The 17437-nt window shown below is 70.5% G+C and carries 17 protein-coding genes; 13 read left to right on the top strand and 4 right to left on the bottom strand.

What is annotated here, in order from left to right; all coding sequences use genetic code 11:
- Positions 1 to 10: 10 nt before the first annotated feature.
- Both ACFWBB_RS36255 and ACFWBB_RS36250 read left to right on the top strand, forming a co-directional pair.
- A complete protein-coding gene (locus tag ACFWBB_RS36255) occupies positions 11 to 1450 on the top strand; it encodes an MFS transporter (protein WP_385281488.1) in 1440 nt (479 codons plus the stop codon).
- 183 nt (positions 1451 to 1633) lie between these two features.
- Entirely contained in the window at positions 1634 to 2500 is an 867-nt protein-coding gene (locus ACFWBB_RS36250; RefSeq protein ID WP_385281530.1) for a PaaX family transcriptional regulator C-terminal domain-containing protein, read from the top strand.
- A 93-nt stretch (positions 2501 to 2593) separates the two neighbouring features.
- Here the strand turns inward: ACFWBB_RS36250 and ACFWBB_RS36245 are convergent, their stop codons facing one another.
- Complete coding sequence (locus tag ACFWBB_RS36245; RefSeq protein ID WP_385281485.1) at positions 2594 to 3457, bottom strand: SAM-dependent methyltransferase; 864 nt, start codon at positions 3455 to 3457, stop codon at positions 2594 to 2596.
- 287 nt (positions 3458 to 3744) lie between these two features.
- Between ACFWBB_RS36245 and ACFWBB_RS36240 the strand changes: the two genes are divergently transcribed.
- A complete protein-coding gene (locus ACFWBB_RS36240) occupies positions 3745 to 4371 on the top strand; it encodes a hypothetical protein (RefSeq protein ID WP_385281483.1) in 627 nt (208 codons plus the stop codon).
- Between the two features lie 81 nt (positions 4372 to 4452).
- On the opposite strand, the gene ACFWBB_RS36235 is transcribed toward ACFWBB_RS36240, so the two are convergent.
- On the bottom strand, positions 4453 to 5151 hold the full coding sequence (locus ACFWBB_RS36235; protein ID WP_385281480.1) for a hypothetical protein: 699 nt from the start codon (positions 5149 to 5151) through the stop codon (positions 4453 to 4455).
- Positions 5152 to 5452: 301 nt separating this feature from the next.
- Here ACFWBB_RS36235 and hemL point away from each other — a divergent pair, with 301 nt between their 5' ends.
- The 8 genes from hemL (at position 5453) to ACFWBB_RS36195 (ending at position 13830) form a co-directional block, all read left to right on the top strand.
- Positions 5453 to 6772 carry a glutamate-1-semialdehyde 2,1-aminomutase gene (gene hemL / locus ACFWBB_RS36230; RefSeq protein WP_385281478.1) on the top strand — a complete coding sequence of 440 codons (1320 nt, stop codon included), beginning with the start codon at positions 5453 to 5455 and terminating at the stop codon, positions 6770 to 6772.
- A 149-nt stretch (positions 6773 to 6921) separates the two neighbouring features.
- Positions 6922 to 7569 (top strand): histidine phosphatase family protein, encoded by a 648-nt coding sequence (locus ACFWBB_RS36225; protein WP_385281527.1) that lies wholly within the window; start codon positions 6922 to 6924, stop codon positions 7567 to 7569.
- Between the two features lie 158 nt (positions 7570 to 7727).
- On the top strand, positions 7728 to 9041 hold the full coding sequence (locus ACFWBB_RS36220; protein ID WP_385281476.1) for a hypothetical protein: 1314 nt from the start codon (positions 7728 to 7730) through the stop codon (positions 9039 to 9041).
- A 66-nt stretch (positions 9042 to 9107) separates the two neighbouring features.
- Complete coding sequence (locus ACFWBB_RS36215; RefSeq protein WP_385281474.1) at positions 9108 to 9740, top strand: TlpA family protein disulfide reductase; 633 nt, start codon at positions 9108 to 9110, stop codon at positions 9738 to 9740.
- 1 nt (position 9741) lies between these two features.
- The gene (locus tag ACFWBB_RS36210; protein ID WP_385281472.1) at positions 9742 to 10512 is read left to right on the top strand and encodes a cytochrome c biogenesis CcdA family protein; all 771 of its coding nucleotides are present in this window, start codon (positions 9742 to 9744) and stop codon (positions 10510 to 10512) included.
- Between the two features lie 3 nt (positions 10513 to 10515).
- The gene (locus ACFWBB_RS36205; RefSeq protein ID WP_385281469.1) at positions 10516 to 12249 is read left to right on the top strand and encodes a cytochrome c biogenesis protein ResB; all 1734 of its coding nucleotides are present in this window, start codon (positions 10516 to 10518) and stop codon (positions 12247 to 12249) included.
- The gene (ccsB, locus tag ACFWBB_RS36200) at positions 12246 to 13322 is read left to right on the top strand and encodes a c-type cytochrome biogenesis protein CcsB (protein ID WP_385281467.1); all 1077 of its coding nucleotides are present in this window, start codon (positions 12246 to 12248) and stop codon (positions 13320 to 13322) included. The genes ACFWBB_RS36205 and ccsB overlap by 4 nt, the downstream gene beginning before the upstream one ends.
- A gap of 10 nt (positions 13323 to 13332) precedes the next feature.
- The gene (locus ACFWBB_RS36195) at positions 13333 to 13830 is read left to right on the top strand and encodes a CU044_5270 family protein (RefSeq protein WP_385281465.1); all 498 of its coding nucleotides are present in this window, start codon (positions 13333 to 13335) and stop codon (positions 13828 to 13830) included.
- A gap of 132 nt (positions 13831 to 13962) precedes the next feature.
- On the opposite strand, the gene ACFWBB_RS36190 is transcribed toward ACFWBB_RS36195, so the two are convergent.
- Positions 13963 to 14748 carry a CDP-alcohol phosphatidyltransferase family protein gene (locus ACFWBB_RS36190; RefSeq protein ID WP_385281462.1) on the bottom strand — a complete coding sequence of 262 codons (786 nt, stop codon included), beginning with the start codon at positions 14746 to 14748 and terminating at the stop codon, positions 13963 to 13965.
- A 146-nt stretch (positions 14749 to 14894) separates the two neighbouring features.
- Here ACFWBB_RS36190 and ACFWBB_RS36185 point away from each other — a divergent pair, with 146 nt between their 5' ends.
- Positions 14895 to 15353 (top strand): nucleoside deaminase, encoded by a 459-nt coding sequence (locus ACFWBB_RS36185; protein ID WP_385281459.1) that lies wholly within the window; start codon positions 14895 to 14897, stop codon positions 15351 to 15353.
- A 59-nt stretch (positions 15354 to 15412) separates the two neighbouring features.
- Here the strand turns inward: ACFWBB_RS36185 and ACFWBB_RS36180 are convergent, their stop codons facing one another.
- Positions 15413 to 15802: a hypothetical protein gene (locus ACFWBB_RS36180; RefSeq protein ID WP_385281458.1), complete on the bottom strand. Its 390-nt coding sequence runs from the start codon at positions 15800 to 15802 to the stop codon at positions 15413 to 15415.
- A 237-nt stretch (positions 15803 to 16039) separates the two neighbouring features.
- Between ACFWBB_RS36180 and ACFWBB_RS36175 the strand changes: the two genes are divergently transcribed.
- A complete protein-coding gene (locus tag ACFWBB_RS36175; protein WP_385281455.1) occupies positions 16040 to 17416 on the top strand; it encodes a hypothetical protein in 1377 nt (458 codons plus the stop codon).
- The last annotated feature ends 21 nt before the right edge of the window (positions 17417 to 17437 follow it).

Genomic DNA, 17437 nt, shown 5'->3' with positions numbered 1-17437 from the left:
GGAGACCGCGATGCCCCCGTCCCCCGCATCACCCCCGTCCCCAGCCTCACCCGCATCCCCCGCTTCACCGTCCACGGCCGCCGAACGAGCCCGGCAGCTGCGCGTGGTCGCCGCCTCCGGACTGCTCGGCACCGCCGTGGAGTTCTACGACTTCCTCGTCTACGGAACGGTCGCCGCCCTGGTCTTCGGCGAGCTGTTCTTCCCCGGCGCGGACCCCGCCGTCGGCACCATCGCCGCGTTCGGCACCTTCGCCGCCGGCTATGTCGCCCGCCCGCTCGGCGGCATCCTCTTCGGCCACTTCGGCGACCGGCTCGGCCGCAAGTCGATGCTGCTGCTCACCATGGGCCTGATGGGCGGCGCGAGCTTCCTCGTCGGACTGCTGCCCACGTACGGCACGATCGGCGTCTGGGCGCCGGTGCTGCTGATCACCCTGCGCGTCGTCCAGGGCGTCGCCATCGGCGGTGAGTGGGGCGGCGCCACGCTGATGGTCGTCGAGCACGCGGGCGACCGGCGGCGCGGACTGTGGTCCAGCTTCACGCAGATGGGAGCCCCGCTCGGCTCCCTGCTCTCCACCGCCGTCGTCACGCTCGTCGTCGCCCTCCCCGAGGACGAGTTCGCGGCCTGGGGCTGGCGGGTGCCGTTCCTGCTGAGCGCGGTACTGCTCGGCGTCGGGCTCTTCGTCCGCCTCAAGGTCGTCGAAAGCCCGCTCTTCGCCGAGGTGAAGAAGGACCGTGCCGCAGCGCGGCTGCCGATCCTCGAGGTGCTGCGCCGTCCGCGTCCGGTACTGCTGGCCTGCTGCGTCGGCATCGGCGCCTTCACCGCCCAGTCGCTGCTCACCAGCTATCTGATCGCGTACGCCACCGGCATCGGCTACGCCCGGCCGCAGGTGCTCACCGCGCTCACGGTGTCCGCCTCCGTCGCGCTGGTCGTGCTGCCCTGCGCCTCCGTGCTCTCCGACCGGGTCGGCCGCCGCCCGGTCGTCCTGGCCGGCGCGCTCGCCTCGGCCGCGCTCGCCTTCCCCGTCATGGCTCTGGTCGACTCGAAGTCGCCCGGGCTGCTGATCCTCGCCGTCGTCCTCGGCCACGGCATCGCCCAGTCCGCGATGTACGGCCCGCTGGGCGCCCTGCTCACGGAGATGTTCGGTACCCGGGTCCGCTACACCGGTGCCTCCCTCGGCTACCAGGGCGCCACCCTCATCGGGGCCGGCTTCTCCCCGATGATCGCCGGCACCCTGGTGGCGGGGAGCGACAGCAGCACCCCCGTCTCCCTGCTGCTCTGCGGCGGCGCCGCGATCACCGCGGTGACCGTCCTCTTCGTGCGCGAGACCAGCCGGACGTCCCTCACCGGCACCACCGACGCCACCGGCACCGCCGACGCCACCGGCACCACCGACGCCACCGGCACCGCCGAGGGCGCCGACGCCTCCCGCACGCAGGAGATCTCCGCATGACGCCCCGCCCCCGCCTCCGGGCGCGCTCCCGACCCACGTCCCACCCGCGCCCGTACGACCCCGCCCACCCCGTCGGCCACCTCACCCGATGACCCCGTACGGCCGCCCGCCGCACCCCCGACGGGCGGCCGTACCCTTTCCCCTGTGGAGGACGACGACATCCCGGACACCATGCCGCGCGACATGCCACACGACCTGCCGGACCTGCCGGACGACCTGCCGGACACCTCGGACGGCGGCGCCCCGCAGCTGCGCCCGCAGTCGCTCATGCTCGCCTTCTTCGGCAACCACGTGCTGGAGGAGGGCGACCTGTGCGTCTACTCGGGCAGCATCATCGAGGTACTCGGCCGGGTCGGCGTCGGTGAACAGGCCGTACGGTCCACGCTGACGCGCATGGTCAGCCGGGGCCTGCTGCGGCGCCAGCGCGAGGGCCGCAGGATGTACTTCGGCCTGACCGAGCAGGCGACGCGCGTCCTCAAGGACGGCCGCACCCGCATCTGGCGCGAGGGCGCGGTCAACGACGACTGGGACGGCGACTGGACGCTGCTCGGCTTCTCGCTCCCCGAGTCCCGCCAGCGCGAGCGCCACGACCTGCGCTCCCGGCTCGCCTGGTCCGGGTTCGGCGCGCTCTACAGCGGGCTGTGGATCGCCCCGGGGAGGGTCGACGTCGCCGCGGTCGTCGCCGAACTCGGCCTGACCGCCCACGTCAAGATCTTCCACGCCTCGGCCGACGAGGCCACGGACATCGGCCTCATGATCCGCGACACCTGGGACCTGGAGAGCGTCGCCGCCCGCTATGTCTCCTTCGACAAACGCTGGACCGCCCACCTGAACGCGGGCCCGGGCGAGGACCCGATCGGCACCCGCCTGCGCCTGGTCAGCGAATGGCTCTGGACGATCCGCGCGGACCCCCGGCTCCCCGCCCGCCACCTCCCCCAGGACTGGCCGGCCCGCCCCGCCCAGGACACCTTCCGCCGAGTCGCGGAACAAACCGCCACCCCCGCCGACGACCTGGCCCACGAACTCCTGGAAACGGCCCCGCTGAGGTGACGGACCTCCGGCCGGGCGGCCTTCCGACCGCGACCGGAACCGGCTCCGTTCAGCGTCCCGCCGCCCCGGCCTTCCTTCCTTCCGCCCCGCCGGTCAGCCGTTCTTGCGGGCCACCGCGCCGTAGATCCCGATCGGCGGGGCGTCCCGATTCGGGGGCTCTTCCGGGCGCCAGTCCGGGACCGGGACCAGGCCCGGGTCGAGGAGGGTGAAGTCGCCGAAGAAGTCCAGGACCCGGCCGTGGGAGCGGAGGTTCATGGACGCGCTGGCCTTGTTGTAGACGGAGGCCGCGTCCTCGCGCCGGTCCTCGTGGAAGTCGCCCGTGGCGTGCGACAGGACGAGGTAGGAACCGGCGGGCAGCGCGTCACGGAGCGTCGCGACGACGGCGTCCGGGTCGTCCGCCTCGGCGAGGAAGTGCACGACGGCCACCAGCAGCAGCGCCACGGGCTCGTCGAAGTCGATGATCCTGCGTACGTCGGGGTGGTCGAGGACGGCGCGGGGGTCCCGCAGGTCGGCCAGGACGACGGAGGTGTCGGTGCTGGTCTCGCTGTCGCTGTCGGCCATCAGGGCCATCGAGTGGGTGCTGACGATCGGGTCGTTGTCGACGTACGCGACCCGGGTCCCGGGGGCGACGGCATGCGCGATCTGGTGCACGTTGGGCTCGGTGGGCAGGCCCGTGCCGATGTCGAGGATCTGCCGGACGCCCCCCTCCGCGACGACGTGCCGGACGGCGCGGTGCATGAAGTGCCGGTTGGCGCGGACCCCGTCCCGCACCTCCGGGGCCACCTTGATGAACTGCTCGGCGGCATCCCGGTCGACCTCGTAGTTGTCCTTCCCGCCGAGGAAGTAGTCGTACATCCGGGCGGGGTGGGGCCTGCTCGTGTCGATCTTCAAGAATGGGCTGCCGGTGCCGCCGCTGCTGCCACCGGCGTTGCTGCCGCCGCTGAGGGGAGAGGTCATGCTGCCTGGCTCCGTCCTGGACTCGCGTCCCACCACCGGATGAACCGCGTAAGTGAGTGACTGTCAGATCCATCAGGTCCAGCAGGGTCGAGCAGGTCCATCAGATCTGTCGGATCATCATTCACCATGCGGGAGCGCTCGAACGCCGCCCCTGCCCATCGCGACCGACACACTCAATGAACCGAACGCCCGGACCCACAAGGGGAGTTCCCGGACCCGAAAGCCCGGCAGGCAAGGGACGACTCTTGCGCCTTCGGTTCAGGCAGCCGGATCGGTAGCGTCTCATCGTGACCGAGCACCTGTACGACGCGGCCGACATCGAGGTTCTGGAGTTCGACGCCGCGGTGCGCAAGCGGATGGGCATGTACTTCGGGGTGGGTCGTGGAGATCCGAGGCTGCCGGCCCGCGTGCTGTGTGCCGTGGCGCGCCACGCGCTCCATCCGGCGACAGGGGTCGCTGCGGAGCACACGCTGCGCACTGTCGTCGAGATCACCGGTGATCTCAGCTTCACGATGGTGATGGATCAGCCTCATGGGTGGAACGGCTCAAATACTCCCGCCCTCGGCTATTACGACTCTCTCCTGGGTCCTGAGTGGTGGCTGCCGGCAGCTGTGGCGGCGTTGTCCGAGCGGGTCACGGTCGAGATGTGGTCCGCGGGGCGTGGCTTCGGCCAGGACCTCGTCGGTATTCGCCCGCTCTCCGGCCCCCGGGAATTCGTTGCGCCGGAAAGCAGCGGCACGAAGGTGGCCTTCGTCCTCGACCCGGCGCACGTAGGTCCGGACTTCGTCCTCCCCACGGATCTCGAGAACCTCGACCTGCATGGCCCGTACTGCTCAGCGCCTGCCGGCCGCGGACACGTGCTGATCCGGGATCTCCGCCACGGCTCAGCCGGGCGGGAAGTCATGCACCGCTAGCTGTGCTTCCGGTTCGGCGGCGCCAGTCGTCGCGGACTGCCTTCTTTCTGTCTGCCAGTGACCGCTGCCGGTGACCCCGGCTCACGGCCACACAAGGCAATAAGGCTGATGCCCCGCCTCATGCAGCCGGTGGCTGAAGTCCTGCCACTCGTGGAGCAGCTGGTAGACGTTGAACGCGTCTCGGGGGCCGCCCCGGTCGGGGACCGTGGACCAGATGAAGGCCGCCGCGCCCACCGCTTCCTCGCCGATGTCCCGCAGGGGATCCACGACCGTCATGGGGAGTTTCACCACGGCGTAGTCGGGGTGGAGGACGACCAGCTCCAGCGGGGGCACCTTGCTCAGGGGGACGCCCTCGATGCCGGTCAGCACCATCGCGGCCATCGTCTCGGGCTTGATCTTGGTGAACATGCCGTTCATGCCGAGCTCGTCGCCGCCGAGTTCCTCAGGGCGCATCGAGATCGGGACGCGGGCCGCGGTCGCACCGTCGGGCGCCCCGAAGTACTTGTACGTCACCCCCACCCGACCACCATTCCTGCTCGCCGCCCGAAGGGGATCGACCCGCTGGTCGACCCGCCGTTCGATCGGTTCGAACCCCTCGATCCGGTCGAGCCGGTCGATCTGATCGATGCGGTCGATCCGCTCGGGCTCACTCGGTACACCTTGTGCCTGCGTCTGACGTGCTTCGTTCGCTTCCTCCGCGTCGCGCCGGTGCCTTCCCCGCCGGGCACGTCGAGGACCCAGGTCGTCAGTCCCCTCGCCCAGTCCGCCACCGCGATGCATATCTCCACCCGACTGCTTTTCTAGGACGCGTGGCCCCCGCCGCGCAACCCGATCATCGTGTCAGTGACCTCCCCCACGGCCGCTCGCCGAAACGTGCGGTGAAACACCTGTCCGCAGGATCTTCGCAGCCACTGGACACACGGTCGGTGTGAGCTACGTCCAGCAGGCCTGTTCCGACTCAGTTTCGCAGATGGTGAAGCGGATGACGGCCCCGCGGGCTCCGGGCTCGGCTGGCCTACTCTGGGAGGTCACTGGCAACCGGAGTCCAGCAAGTCGGAGAAGGTCGGAGAAGTCGCAGGTCATGAGCGAACTGCCCTATTCATACGATGCGCCTGTCTCGCAGGCACTGTTCGACCGTGCGTCCGCCGTCACGCCGGGCGGTGTGAACTCGCCGGTGCGCGCGTTCCGCGCCGTGGGCGGAACACCCCGGTTCATGGTGTCCGGCACCGGCCCGTATCTGACGGACGCCGACGGGCGGGAGTACGTCGACCTCGTCTGTTCGTGGGGCCCCATGATCCTCGGGCACTCGCACCCCGAGGTGATCGCCGCCGTGCAGGACGCCGTCTCGCGCGGTACCTCCTTCGGTACGCCCGGTGAGGGCGAGGTCACGCTCGCCGAGGAGATGGTCGACCGCATCGGGCCCCTGGAGGAGGTGCGGCTCGTCTCCAGCGGCACCGAGGCCACCATGTCGGCCATCCGGCTCGCCCGCGGCTTCACCCGGCGCACCAAGGTGATCAAGTTCGCCGGGTGCTATCACGGGCACGTCGACTCGCTCCTCGCGGCCGCCGGCTCGGGCGTCGCCACCTTCGCGCTTCCCGACACGCCCGGCGTCACCGGCGCCCAGGCCGGCGACACCATCGTCCTGCCGTACAACGACCTCGAGGCCGTTCAGGAGGCGTTCCACCGGCACCCCGGCGAGATCGCCTGTGTGATCACCGAGGCCTCGCCGGGGAACATGGGGGTCGTGCCGCCGCTGCCCGGCTTCAACCAGGGGCTCAAGGACGCCTGCCAGAACAACGGCGCGCTCTTCATCTCCGACGAGGTCATGACCGGCTTCCGGACCAGCCGGGCGGGTTGGTACGGGATCGACGGCGTGCGGCCCGACCTGATGACCTTCGGGAAGGTCATGGGCGGTGGCTTCCCCGCCGCGGCCTTCGGCGGCCGGGCGGACGTCATGGCGCACCTCGCCCCCGCCGGGCCCGTCTACCAGGCCGGCACCCTCTCCGGGAACCCCGTGGCGACCGCCGCGGGACTCGCCCAGCTCCGGCTCCTCGACGACGCCGCCTACGCCACGATCGACGACGTCTCCACCCGGATCCAGTCCCTGGTGTCGGAGGCGCTGACCAAGGAGGGTGTCGCGCACACGCTTCAGAGCGCCTCCAACATGTTCTCCGTCTTCTTCACGGACCGGCCGGTGCGTGACTACGAGGACGCCAAGGCGCAGGAGTCCTTCCGCTTCACCGCCTTCTTCCACTCGCTGCTGGCGAACGGCGTCTACCTGCCGCCGTCGTCCTTCGAGTCCTGGTTCGTGTCCACGGCCCACGACGACCGGGCCGTCCAGAGAATCGCCGACGCCCTCCCGGCGGCGGCCCGAGCGGCTGCGGAGGCCACAGCGGCATGACCACCCCGGAAAACGCCCCCGAGAACCCAGCCGAGACGGCATCCGAGAAGGCATCCCAGGAGGCCTTCGAGAGCGCCCTGGAGAAGGCCTTGGGCAACACGGCCCGCAGCGACGTCAACGGCGAGAAGGACATCACCGTCGTCCACCTGATGCGGCACGGCGAGGTCGACAACCCCGACGGTGTCCTCTACGGCCGGCTCGACGGCTACCACCTCTCCGAGCTGGGCCGGCAGATGGCCGACCGGGTCGCCGAACACCTCGCCCCCCGTGACATCACGCATGTCGTCGCCTCCCCGCTGGAGCGGGCGCAGGAGACGGCGACGCCGATCGCCAAGGTGCACGGGCTCGACCTGGCCACCGACCCGCGGCTTCTGGAGGCCGAGAACGTCTTCCAGGGCAAGACGTTCGGCGTCGGGGACGGGGCGCTGCGCCGGCCCGAGAACTGGAAGCACCTCGTCAACCCGTTCAGGCCGTCCTGGGGCGAGCCGTACGTCGACCAGGTCGTCCGGATGATGGGTGCCCTGGACGCGGCGAAGGAGGCGGCCCGCGGGCACGAGGCGGTGCTCGTCAGCCATCAGCTGCCGATCTGGATCGTGCGGTCCTACGCCGAGCGGCGGCGGCTGTGGCACGACCCGCGCAAGCGGCAGTGCACGCTCGCCTCGCTGACGACCTTCACGTACCAGGGCGACAGGATCGTGTCCGTCGGCTACAGCGAGCCCGCCATCGACCTGGTGCCCGCCCATCTCCGGGCCGGCGCCAGGCCGGTGCAGGGGAAGGGCAAGGCCTTCGGGGCCTAGCCGCACCTCTGGCCGATCCCCTGGCCAAACCCTGGCCGGAACGTGTGGCTGGAATCGGCCGCTCTGTTACGGAATCCGGAAGTATCGGCGGAACCCCCGCGTTCGTCATGTGCTCTGAATATGTGACTACCAGAGAACGTGACGAACGGGGTTGCCAGATGCGCGCCATCACCCGCAGGGGAGCACTCGGACTCGGTGCCGGGGCCGCCGCCGCTGCCGGACTCGTGGGCTGCGGCAGCCTCACGGACTCGGACGGGCCGAGCGCGCACGGCGGTTCCGGCGGCTCGGGGAAGCCGTCCGGCAGCGCCAGTCCGAAGGCCACCGCCCGCCCCATCGGCGACGGTTCCACCTCCTTCACCGGCAAGCAGCCGCACCAGCCGGCCAAGCCGGTGCCGCTCCAGCCCGGCGAGGAGCCGCCGCAGTTCGTCATCTTCTCCTGGGACGGGGCCGGTGAGGTCGGCAACGGCCTCTTCACACGCTTCCTCGACCTCGCCAAGGCGCACGGCGCGAGCATGACCTTCTTCCTCTCCGGGCTGTATCTGCTGCCCGAGTCGAAGAAGCGGCTCTACGACCCGCCGAACAACCCGCGGGGCGCCTCCGACATCGGCTACCTCACCGACGAGCACGTCAAGCTGACACTGGCGGGCGTCCGCCGCGCCTGGCTCGAGGGGCACGAGATAGGCACCCACTTCAACGGCCACTTCTGCGGCGAGGGTCACGGCTCGGTCGGCAAGTGGACGCCCCAGCAGTGGCGCAGCGAGATAGACCAGGCGAAGTCGTTCGTGAAGGAGTGGCGGACCAACACGGGCTGGAGCGACCTGCCCGCGCTGCCCTTCGACTACGACAAGGAACTCGTCGGCGGCCGGACGCCCTGTCTGCTCGGCCAGGACAACCTGCTGCCCACCGCCCGCGCCCTCAACTGGCGCTACGACGCCTCCTCGCCCGGCGGGCGGCAGGTGTGGCCGAAGAAGAAGGACGGGATCTGGGATCTGCCGTTGCAGCAGATACCGTTCCCCGGCCGCTCTTTCGAGGTTCTCTCGATGGACTACAACATGCTTGCCAACCAGTCGGTCAACTCGACCAAGGCGCCCGCCCACAACTACCCGGGCTGGCGGCAGCAGTCCTCCCAGGCGTACATACAGGGATTTAAGCGGGCATTCGAGACAAACCGCGCACCCTTCTTCGTCGGCAACCACTTCGAGCAGTGGAACGGCGGCATCTACATGGACGCCGTCGAGGAGGCCTTCAAGCACATCGCGCGCGAGAAGGAGAAGGGCGCGGACGTGCGGCTGGTCTCCTTCCGGCAGTTCGTGGACTGGATCGACGTCCAGAAGCCGGAGGTCCTCGAGAAGCTGCGCACCCTCGAGGTCGGACAGCAGCCCGTTGGAGGCTGGAAGGCCTTCCTGGGTGCGAGCGCCCCCTCCGCTTCCACCTCCGCGACCGCGTCCGGCTCCGCCTCCGACGCTGCGTGAAATGGGGTTTTCTCCCCGCAAGGGGGGTGGGCAAGATCCCTGGAACGGGCATGCGAAACTTTTCACATGAGTGCCGCCAGCCGCACCCCCCTGTGCTCGACCAGCCGGATCCGCTCGCGCCGTGCCGTCCTGACGACGGCCGCCGGTGGAGCCGTCGCCGCACTGCTGCTGTCCGCCTGCACCTCCGGAGGCACCTCCGGAGGGGGTGGTGACACCAACTTCGTGATGGGCAAGGACGGCATTTCCACCGTCGAGCAGGGGGAGCGGGACGCGGCCCCCGACCTGTCCGGCAAGACCGTCGCCGGCGGACAGCTCGACCTCAAGTCCTACAAGGGCAAGGTCGTCGTCCTGAACGTGTGGGGCTCCTGGTGCAACCCGTGCCGGGCCGAGGCGCCGAATTTCGAGAAGGTCTACACCGACCTCAAGGACGACGGCGTGCAGTTCGTCGGCATAAACACCCAGGACACCAGCAACGACAACGCCCTCGCCTTCGAGAAGCAGCAGGGCATCACCTACCCCAGCCTGTCCGACCCGACGGGCAAGCTGCTGCTGCGCTTCAAGAAGGGCACGCTGAGCCTCCAGGCCATCCCCTCCACCCTGGTCCTCGACCGGCAGGGAAAGATCGCCGCCCGCTCGCTGGCAGCGCTCAGCGAGGAGAAGCTGCGCAAGATGATTACCCCCGTCCTCGCGGAGAAGTGACGTGAGCGCCGTCACCACGCTCGCCGCGACGGGCTACAACGACACCGTGCTCAACGGCGCGTTGCTGGTCGCCCTGCCCGTCGCGCTGCTCGGCGGGCTCGTCTCCTTCTTCTCACCGTGCGTCCTGCCGCTGGTCCCCGGCTATCTCTCGTACGTCACCGGCGTCGCCGGCACCGACCTGGCCGACGCACGGCGCGGGCGGATGGTCGCCGGCGCCTCCCTCTTCGTGCTCGGCTTCACCTTCGTCTTCGTCTCCAGCGGGGCCCTGTTCGGCTACTTCGGCGACACGCTCAAGGCCAACCAGGACGTCCTGTCCAAGGTGCTGGGGGTGCTCATGATCCTCATGGGCGCCTTCTTCATGGGCCTGATGCCCTGGATGACGCAGCGGGAGTTCCGCATCCACAAGAAGCCCGTGACCGGGCTGCTCGGCGCCCCGCTGCTGGGCGCCCTGTTCGGCATCGGCTGGGTGCCGTGCATCGGTCCGACCCTCGCCTCCGTGCTGGCGCTCTCCTCCCAGCAGGGCAGCGCGGGCCGCGGCGCTCTGCTGACCGTCGCCTACTGTCTCGGCCTCGGCGTGCCGTTCGTGCTCGCCGCGGTCGCCTTCCGCAAGGCGCTCGGCGCCTTCGGCTGGGTCAAGCGCCACTACGTCTGGGTGATGCGGATCGGCGGCATCATGATGATCCTGACCGGTGTCCTGCTGCTCACCGGTGCGTGGGACCGTCTTGTGCAGGACGTGCAGTCCTGGTCCGCCGGCTTCGATGTGGGGATCTGATCCATGAGCAAGACCACACCCGGCGCTCCGGCCGAGGCCGCCGCCCCCGACGACCAGGACCTCGCCGCGGCCGGCTCCCAGCTCTCCACCGCCCCGGTGGAGTCGGCGTCGAACCTGCCCGGCATGGGAGTGCTCGGCTGGGCCCGCTGGTTCTGGCGGCAGCTGACCTCCATGCGGGTCGCCCTGCTCCTCCTCCTGCTGCTGGCGCTCGGCGCGATCCCCGGCTCGCTGATCCCGCAGTCCGGCACCGACGAGACGAAGGTCGCCGACTTCCGCCAGGCCCACGGGACGCTCGCGCCGATCTACGACAGGCTCGGCCTCTTCCACGTCTACAGCTCGGTGTGGTTCTCCGCGATCTACATCCTGCTGTTCGTCTCCCTCATCGGCTGCATCGTGCCCCGCACCTGGCAGTTCGTCGGGCAGCTGCGCAGCCGCCCGCCGGGCGCGCCCAGGCGCCTGACCCGGCTGCCGGCCTACACGACGTGGCGTACCGAAGCGGAGCCGGAGCAGGTCCGCGAGGCCGCGCTCGCCCTCCTCAAGAAGCGCCGCTTCCGCGCCCACCCTGCCGGGGACGCCGTCGCCGCGGAGAAGGGCTACCTCCGCGAGGTCGGCAACCTGGTCTTCCACATCGCGCTGATCGTGATGCTGGTCGCCTTCGCCTGGGGCCAGCTCTACAGGTCCGAGGGCAACAAGCTGGTCGTCGAGGGAGACGGCTTCTCCAACACCCTCACGCAGTACAACGACTTCAAGTCCGGCAACCTGTTCGGCACCGACGACCTGGAGCCGTTCAGCTTCACCCTGAACGACTTCACCGGCACCTACGAGACCAGCGGCCCCAACAAGGGCACCGCGCGCACCTTCCAGGCCTCCCTCACCTACAGCGTGGGCGCCTACGGCAAGGACAGGAAGACGATCGTCAAGGTCAACGAGCCGCTGGAGATCGGCGACTCGAAGATCTACCTCACCGCCCACGGCTACGCACCCCTCGTCACCGTCCGGGACGGCAAGGGCAACGTGGTCTACCACGACGCCGTGCCGCTGCTGCCGCTCGACGCGAACATCACCTCCTCCGGTGTGATCAAGGTTCTCGACGGCTACAAGAACGCCGCGGGCCTCACCGAACAGCTCGGTTTCCAGGCCTTCTTCCTGCCGACCTACGGCGGCGCGAACACCGCGGTCGTCTCGCAGTTCCCGGCTCTGGACAACCCGGTGCTGAACCTGGCCCCGTACCACGGTGACCTCGGAGCCGACTCGGGCATCCCGCAGAGCGTGTACCAGCTCGACAAGGCGCACATGAAGGAGTTCAAGGACGCCAAGGGCGCGCAGCTGCGGGACAACCTGACGCCCGGCGAGACCATGACCCTCCCGAACGGCGCCGGTTCGATCACCTATGACGGCACCAAGGAGTGGGCGAACTTCCAGGTCACCCAGCAGCCCGCGAGTGTCTGGGCGCTCGGCGGGGCCATCGCCGCGATCTTCGGTCTCGCCGGTTCCCTGTTCCTCCAGCGGCGCCGGGTCTGGGTGCGGGCGGTGCGGGGCGACGACGGGGTGACGGTCGTCGAGATGGGCGGTCTCGGCCGCAGCGAGTCCGCCAAGGTGCCCGAGGAACTCGGCGAGCTTGCCGGAATCCTGTACGACCAGGCGCCCGCGGACCCGGCCCCGGAGACTCCCGACACCCCTGTTTCCCCCGAACACTCCGAACCCCGAGTCGTACCTGCCGAAGGGGCTGGAAAGTGACTCTCGCCGCCGCCACCAACGAAAACCTCGCGAACATCAGCAACACGCTGATCTACTCCGCGATGGCCGTCTACACCCTGGCCTTCTTCGCGTACATCGCCGAATGGCTCCTCGGCAGCCGCAGCAAGGTCGGCCGGACCGCCGCCGCGCTCACCGCCACTACTGGCGCCAAGGGCCCGGCCGTCACCGTGAAGAAGAACGGTGGCACGGCCGTCATGGAGCGGCCGCAGGTCGTCGTGCGCGCCGCGGCCGGCGCGCGCGACGTGCCCGACGGGCCCGGCGCGCACGGCGGTGACGAGCAGGGCGACATGTACGGCCGGATCGCCATCTCCCTCACGGTGCTCGCGTTCCTGGTCGAGCTGGCCGGCGTGATCGCCCGCGCGGCCTCGGTGCAGCGGGCGCCGTGGGGCAACATGTACGAGTTCAACATCACCTTCTCCACGGTGGCCGTCGGCGTGTACCTCACGCTGCTCGCGCTGCGCAAGAACGTGCGCTGGCTCGGGCTGTTCCTGATCACCACGGTCCTGCTCGACCTCGGCATCGCCGTCACCGTCCTGTACACCGCGAGCGACCAGCTGGTGCCCGCGCTGCATTCGTACTGGCTGTACATCCACGTCTCGACGGCGATCCTGTGCGGCGCGGTCTTCTACGTCGGCGCGGTCGCCACGATCCTCTACCTGTTCAAGGACTCGTACGAGAACAAGCTGGTGAACGGCGGTGAGCCCGGGAAGTTCGCCACCTCCTTCCTGGAGCGGCTGCCCGCCTCGGCGTCCCTCGACAAGTTCTCCTACCGGGTCAACGCGGCCGTCTTCCCGCTGTGGACGTTCACGATCATCGCGGGCGCGATCTGGGCGGGCGACGCCTGGGGCCGGTACTGGGGCTGGGACCCCAAGGAGACCTGGGCGTTCATCACGTGGGTCGCCTACGCCTGCTACCTGCACGCCCGCGCCACCGCAGGCTGGAAGGGCCGCAAGGCCGCCTACCTGGCGCTGATCGCCTTCGGCTGCTGGCTGTTCAACTACTACGGCGTCAACATCTTCGTCTCCGGAAAGCACTCGTACGCGGGCGTGTGACCGCCCTCCGGTGAAGGCCGGTTCCTGTGACCTGGGTCACGGGAACCGGCCTTTGCATCTGAAGTCATTGCCCACCGACCCCGACCTGATGGACGACTGGCTTCGCAAGCGCGCCTCCGGTGTATGGGTCCAGCTCATGGACGGCGCGCCGCCCGTCGTTTTCGAGGGGGATCAGTCCGCGTTCGAGACGGTGGGCTATCTGATGGTGAGGGGGATCGTGCCGCCCGCGCAGGCAGCCGCCCTCTACCGGGCCGCCGCTCGCCATTCCGGGGTGAGGACGGACGAGGACGCCGTGGACGTGCTCGGACGACACGGCGTGGGGATCGTCCGAGAGGATGCGAAGCTCCCCTTCCGGACGGAATGGATCTTCGACAGGACGACGCACCAGATGCTCGGGCAGCGGGCGACGTTCACCCGGGACTTCGGGAAGTACAAGAAGGGGACGGTGTTCGACGACGACGCCGTCGTGCGCCGGGCGGTCGTCGACAAGGCGGGCCTGCGGCCGTGACCGGTTGAACGGTGCTCCCAGCGGTCCGGGATGTTCCGGCCGGGACCGCCGCCCGGACCCTGCTTCTCCCGGCCGGGTTCCGCCACCGCGGCGGGGCCCGGCCGTCCGCGTGTCCCGTGCCGCCCGGAGGGCTCAGCGCAGGCGGGACGACGACAGGATCGACAGCAGGTGGGCCGGGACCATCAGCCAGGTGATGAGGGCGATGGCGGCCAGCGCCCAGCGGGTCGGGTCGACGGAGTCGGTCGCCGCGTCGGCGAACGCCACGACGACGAGGACCAGGGAGGCCTCGATGCCGTTGGTCACCCGGTGGATCTTGAACGCGGCGGCGAGCCGGCGCATCGAGGCGACGCCCTGCGAGCGCGGCGCCGTGGCCTCGTCGTCGGCGACGGCGAGCCCGCGCCGGGCCCGTGCCACGTCCACCAGGTCGGTCGACGCCTTCAGCAGCACGACACCGAGAGCGGTCGCGAGCCCGAGCGAGACCCAGCCGTTGAAGCCCGCCCAGCCGCCGAGCCCGGACTCCGCCGCGCGGAAGCCGAAGCCGGTCATCAGCGCCGCGTCGGCGAGGTAGGCGCCGAGCCGGTCGACATAGATGCCGGTCGCGCTGTTCTGGCCCTTCCAGCGGGCGACCTCGCCGTCCACGCAGTCGAAGAGCAGGAAGAGCTGCATGAGGAGGGCGGTCAGCAGGGCCCCGGCCAGGCCCGGGATCAGCAGCGCGGCGCCGGACAGCACCCCGCACACAACCATCGTCCAGGTCAGCTGGTCCGGGGTGACCCGGGTGCGCACCAGCTGGCGGGTGAACCGCAGGGAGACCCGCCGCATGTACAGCCGGCCCGCCCAGTGTTCGCCGTTGCGGCTCGCCAGCTTGGCCTGCGGCTGGCAGACCTCCCGCAGCTCCTCCAGTACCGGAGCAGCAACCATGAACGTTCCTCCCACGAGCCACGATGATCGGGCCAGGTTACAGATCGCTCAACTGGCCGCCTCGGCGGGGCGGTTAAGGAGGCGCACATCCCCGATCGAGTGGTCCCGCATTGCCCTCGGCCGCCCGCCACAGCAGCATGAACTTCATGGACCTTCTGGATCAGGCGACGGCACGGACCTGGCTCGCCACCGCCGTCGCCGAGGCCCGGGCCGGCCTCGCCGAGGGCGGCATCCCGATCGGCGCCGCCCTCTACGGCGCCGACGGCACGCTCCTCGGACGCGGCCACAACCGGCGCGTCCAGGACGGCGACCCCTCCACACACGCGGAGACGGCGGCGTTCCGCGCGGCGGGCCGGCAGCGGTCGTACCGGGGCACGACGATGGTCACGACCCTCTCCCCGTGCTGGTACTGCTCCGGCCTGGTCCGCCAGTTCGGCATCTCACGGGTGGTCGTCGGAGAGGCGGCCACCTTCCACGGCGGCCACGACTGGCTGGCGGAGCACGGCGTGCAGATCGTGCTCCTGGACGACGCCGGGTGCGTCGCGATGATGCGCGAGTTCATCGAGCGGAACCCCACGCTCTGGAACGAGGACATCGGCGTCTGACCCGCCGCCGTCCCGGAGCCTCGGGGCGCGGCCCCTTCCGGACGGCGGCGGCAGGCTCCTCACTGCTGGGCGAGCTGAACCGCGGGGTGCGCGTCGTCGCCGGCGAGCACGGCGTCGACGGTCTGTGCGAAGTCGAGGAGTTTGTCGGCGCTCAGCCCTGCGGCCGTGTGCAACGGCCCCTCCGAGGCGACCAGCCACGCCTGGTAGTCGCGCAGGAACGCCCGGAACTGCGCGACCCGCACGTCGTCGGTGAGATAGTCGTCCGCGCACACGTCTGAGAGACCGTTGGGCTGCCGCCCGATCGACCCCAGCCAGAACGCCTGCCATTCGCGCAGCCACGGCAGCGCGCGGTACGCGGGATTCGCCTCGACGTACATCGCCGCCAACGCCATGAACGTCTCCTGCTGGACGTCGTGCGCGTGTGCCCAGTGCTCGCGGAACCTGAACATCGACCAGCTCAAGGGGTGTCCGCCTCTCCGTGTCCAGGCCGGCCCCGCGGACCGGTCCGTTCACGGTAGCCCGCCGGGCCGCACGGTTTCCGTGACTTTCCGACGCGCCTGCACCCACGCGGCCGCAGCGAAACACCGGGATTCCCCGAGGCCGGCGAGAGGGCCGGAGAAGCCCCTTCGGGGGCTCGGGTGTTCGACTAGGGTGAGTCGCCTTCGCAGTCGGCAAGGGGGGACTCGATGGCTTCGTCGGTCGGCGGCTGGCAGTCGCGGGTGCGCGAGCTCTACTGGGAAGGCGTGGAGGCCCGCGCGCAGGCTCAGCGAGCCGACGGCGCGGAGAGCCGTCGCCTCGTTCTGCGGTCGCTGGACCTGCACGACCGGGCGGCGGGGATCCTGCGCGCGGAGCTGGACGTCCGCCCGGACGAACCGCGGCTCAACGAACAGCTCGCGTCGCTGCTGTACTCCCTCGGGTCCTCGCAGACCGGCGCGGACCTGATCGACGAGGCCCTGTCGTCGCTCGACGAGAGCGAGAGCCGCTACAAGCGATCCGGGCTCACACCGCCGGCTCTGGCGGCCAGGATCGGCGATGTCCGTGCCCGCCGGGCCGTGGCCCACTCCGTCGCCGGGCACGCGGTTTCCGCGCTCACCGACGCCGACGGGGCCGTGGAGGCATATGCGGGGGCCGGGTTGCAGGCCGCGGGGCCGCCCCTCTCACTGGACTTCGCCCGGGTTCTCAGCCTGGTCGCGGTCGTCCAGGCGCGGCACGGTGACCCGGACCAGGCCCTGTACTGCGCCGGACAGGCCCTGAGCCGGTACAGGGACGCGATCGACACCGTGATCGCCGACCCCGGCGCGCACGTCGGGTACGCCGTCGACATGGCCGCGGAGGTCGCCTCCCGGATCGAAGCCGCCCATGCCGACTGGGACCAGGCCCTGGCCGTGGACGACTTCAAGCTGAGCATCGCCGAGCAGGGCTGGGGCGACCTCGCGGGCGCGCTGGCCCGCACCGGCGTGCACCTGCGCGCCGCGGGCCGCCCGGCCGAGGCGGAGCCGCTGCTCGCCCGGGCGGCCTCCCTCGACCCGGCCGCCGTGCCGGCCGAGGAGCGCGTTCTGGACGACGGGGCGCCGGTCACGCTCGGCGAGGCGGTGCTGCAAGCCGGGGCGGACCTGGGCGAGCCCGTGGATGCCCTGCACCGTGCTCTCGCCTCCGGCGAGTCCGCCTCGGTGACCGGCCGGTTGCCGTACCCGGAGGCAGCCCCGCCGTATGCCCGACGCCTGGGCCGACTGGCAGCGGAGCTGCGGGAGTCGGAGGGCGACCCGGATGTCGCCTGGCGGCTCGCGCTGGAGGGCCACCTGTTGTACTCCACCGCCTTTCGGCACCTCGTCGGGGATTCGCGAAACTGGCTGCGGGAGCACGGCGAGGGGTGGGCCCAGACCGGGATCACCGCCCTGCATCTGGCCCTTTCGCGGGGGAGCGAAGCGGCCCACGACGACCTGTGCCGCCCGCTGGCGGCGCTGGCCGGCGGCCTGGAGGAACTGGCGGAGGCCGGCTACCCCGTCGCCGCGGCCGCGGAGCTCGCGCGGATGACAGATGACAGCGGGATGCCGGCGGGATGACCCCCTGGGCCGGACCGTCGC

This window comes from Streptomyces sp. NPDC060000, assembly GCF_042737375.1.
Taxonomy (GTDB): Bacteria; Actinomycetota; Actinomycetes; order Streptomycetales; family Streptomycetaceae; genus Streptomyces.
The sequence above is the reverse complement of the archived record's forward strand: the minus strand, read 5'-3'. Positions and strand labels throughout refer to the sequence as shown.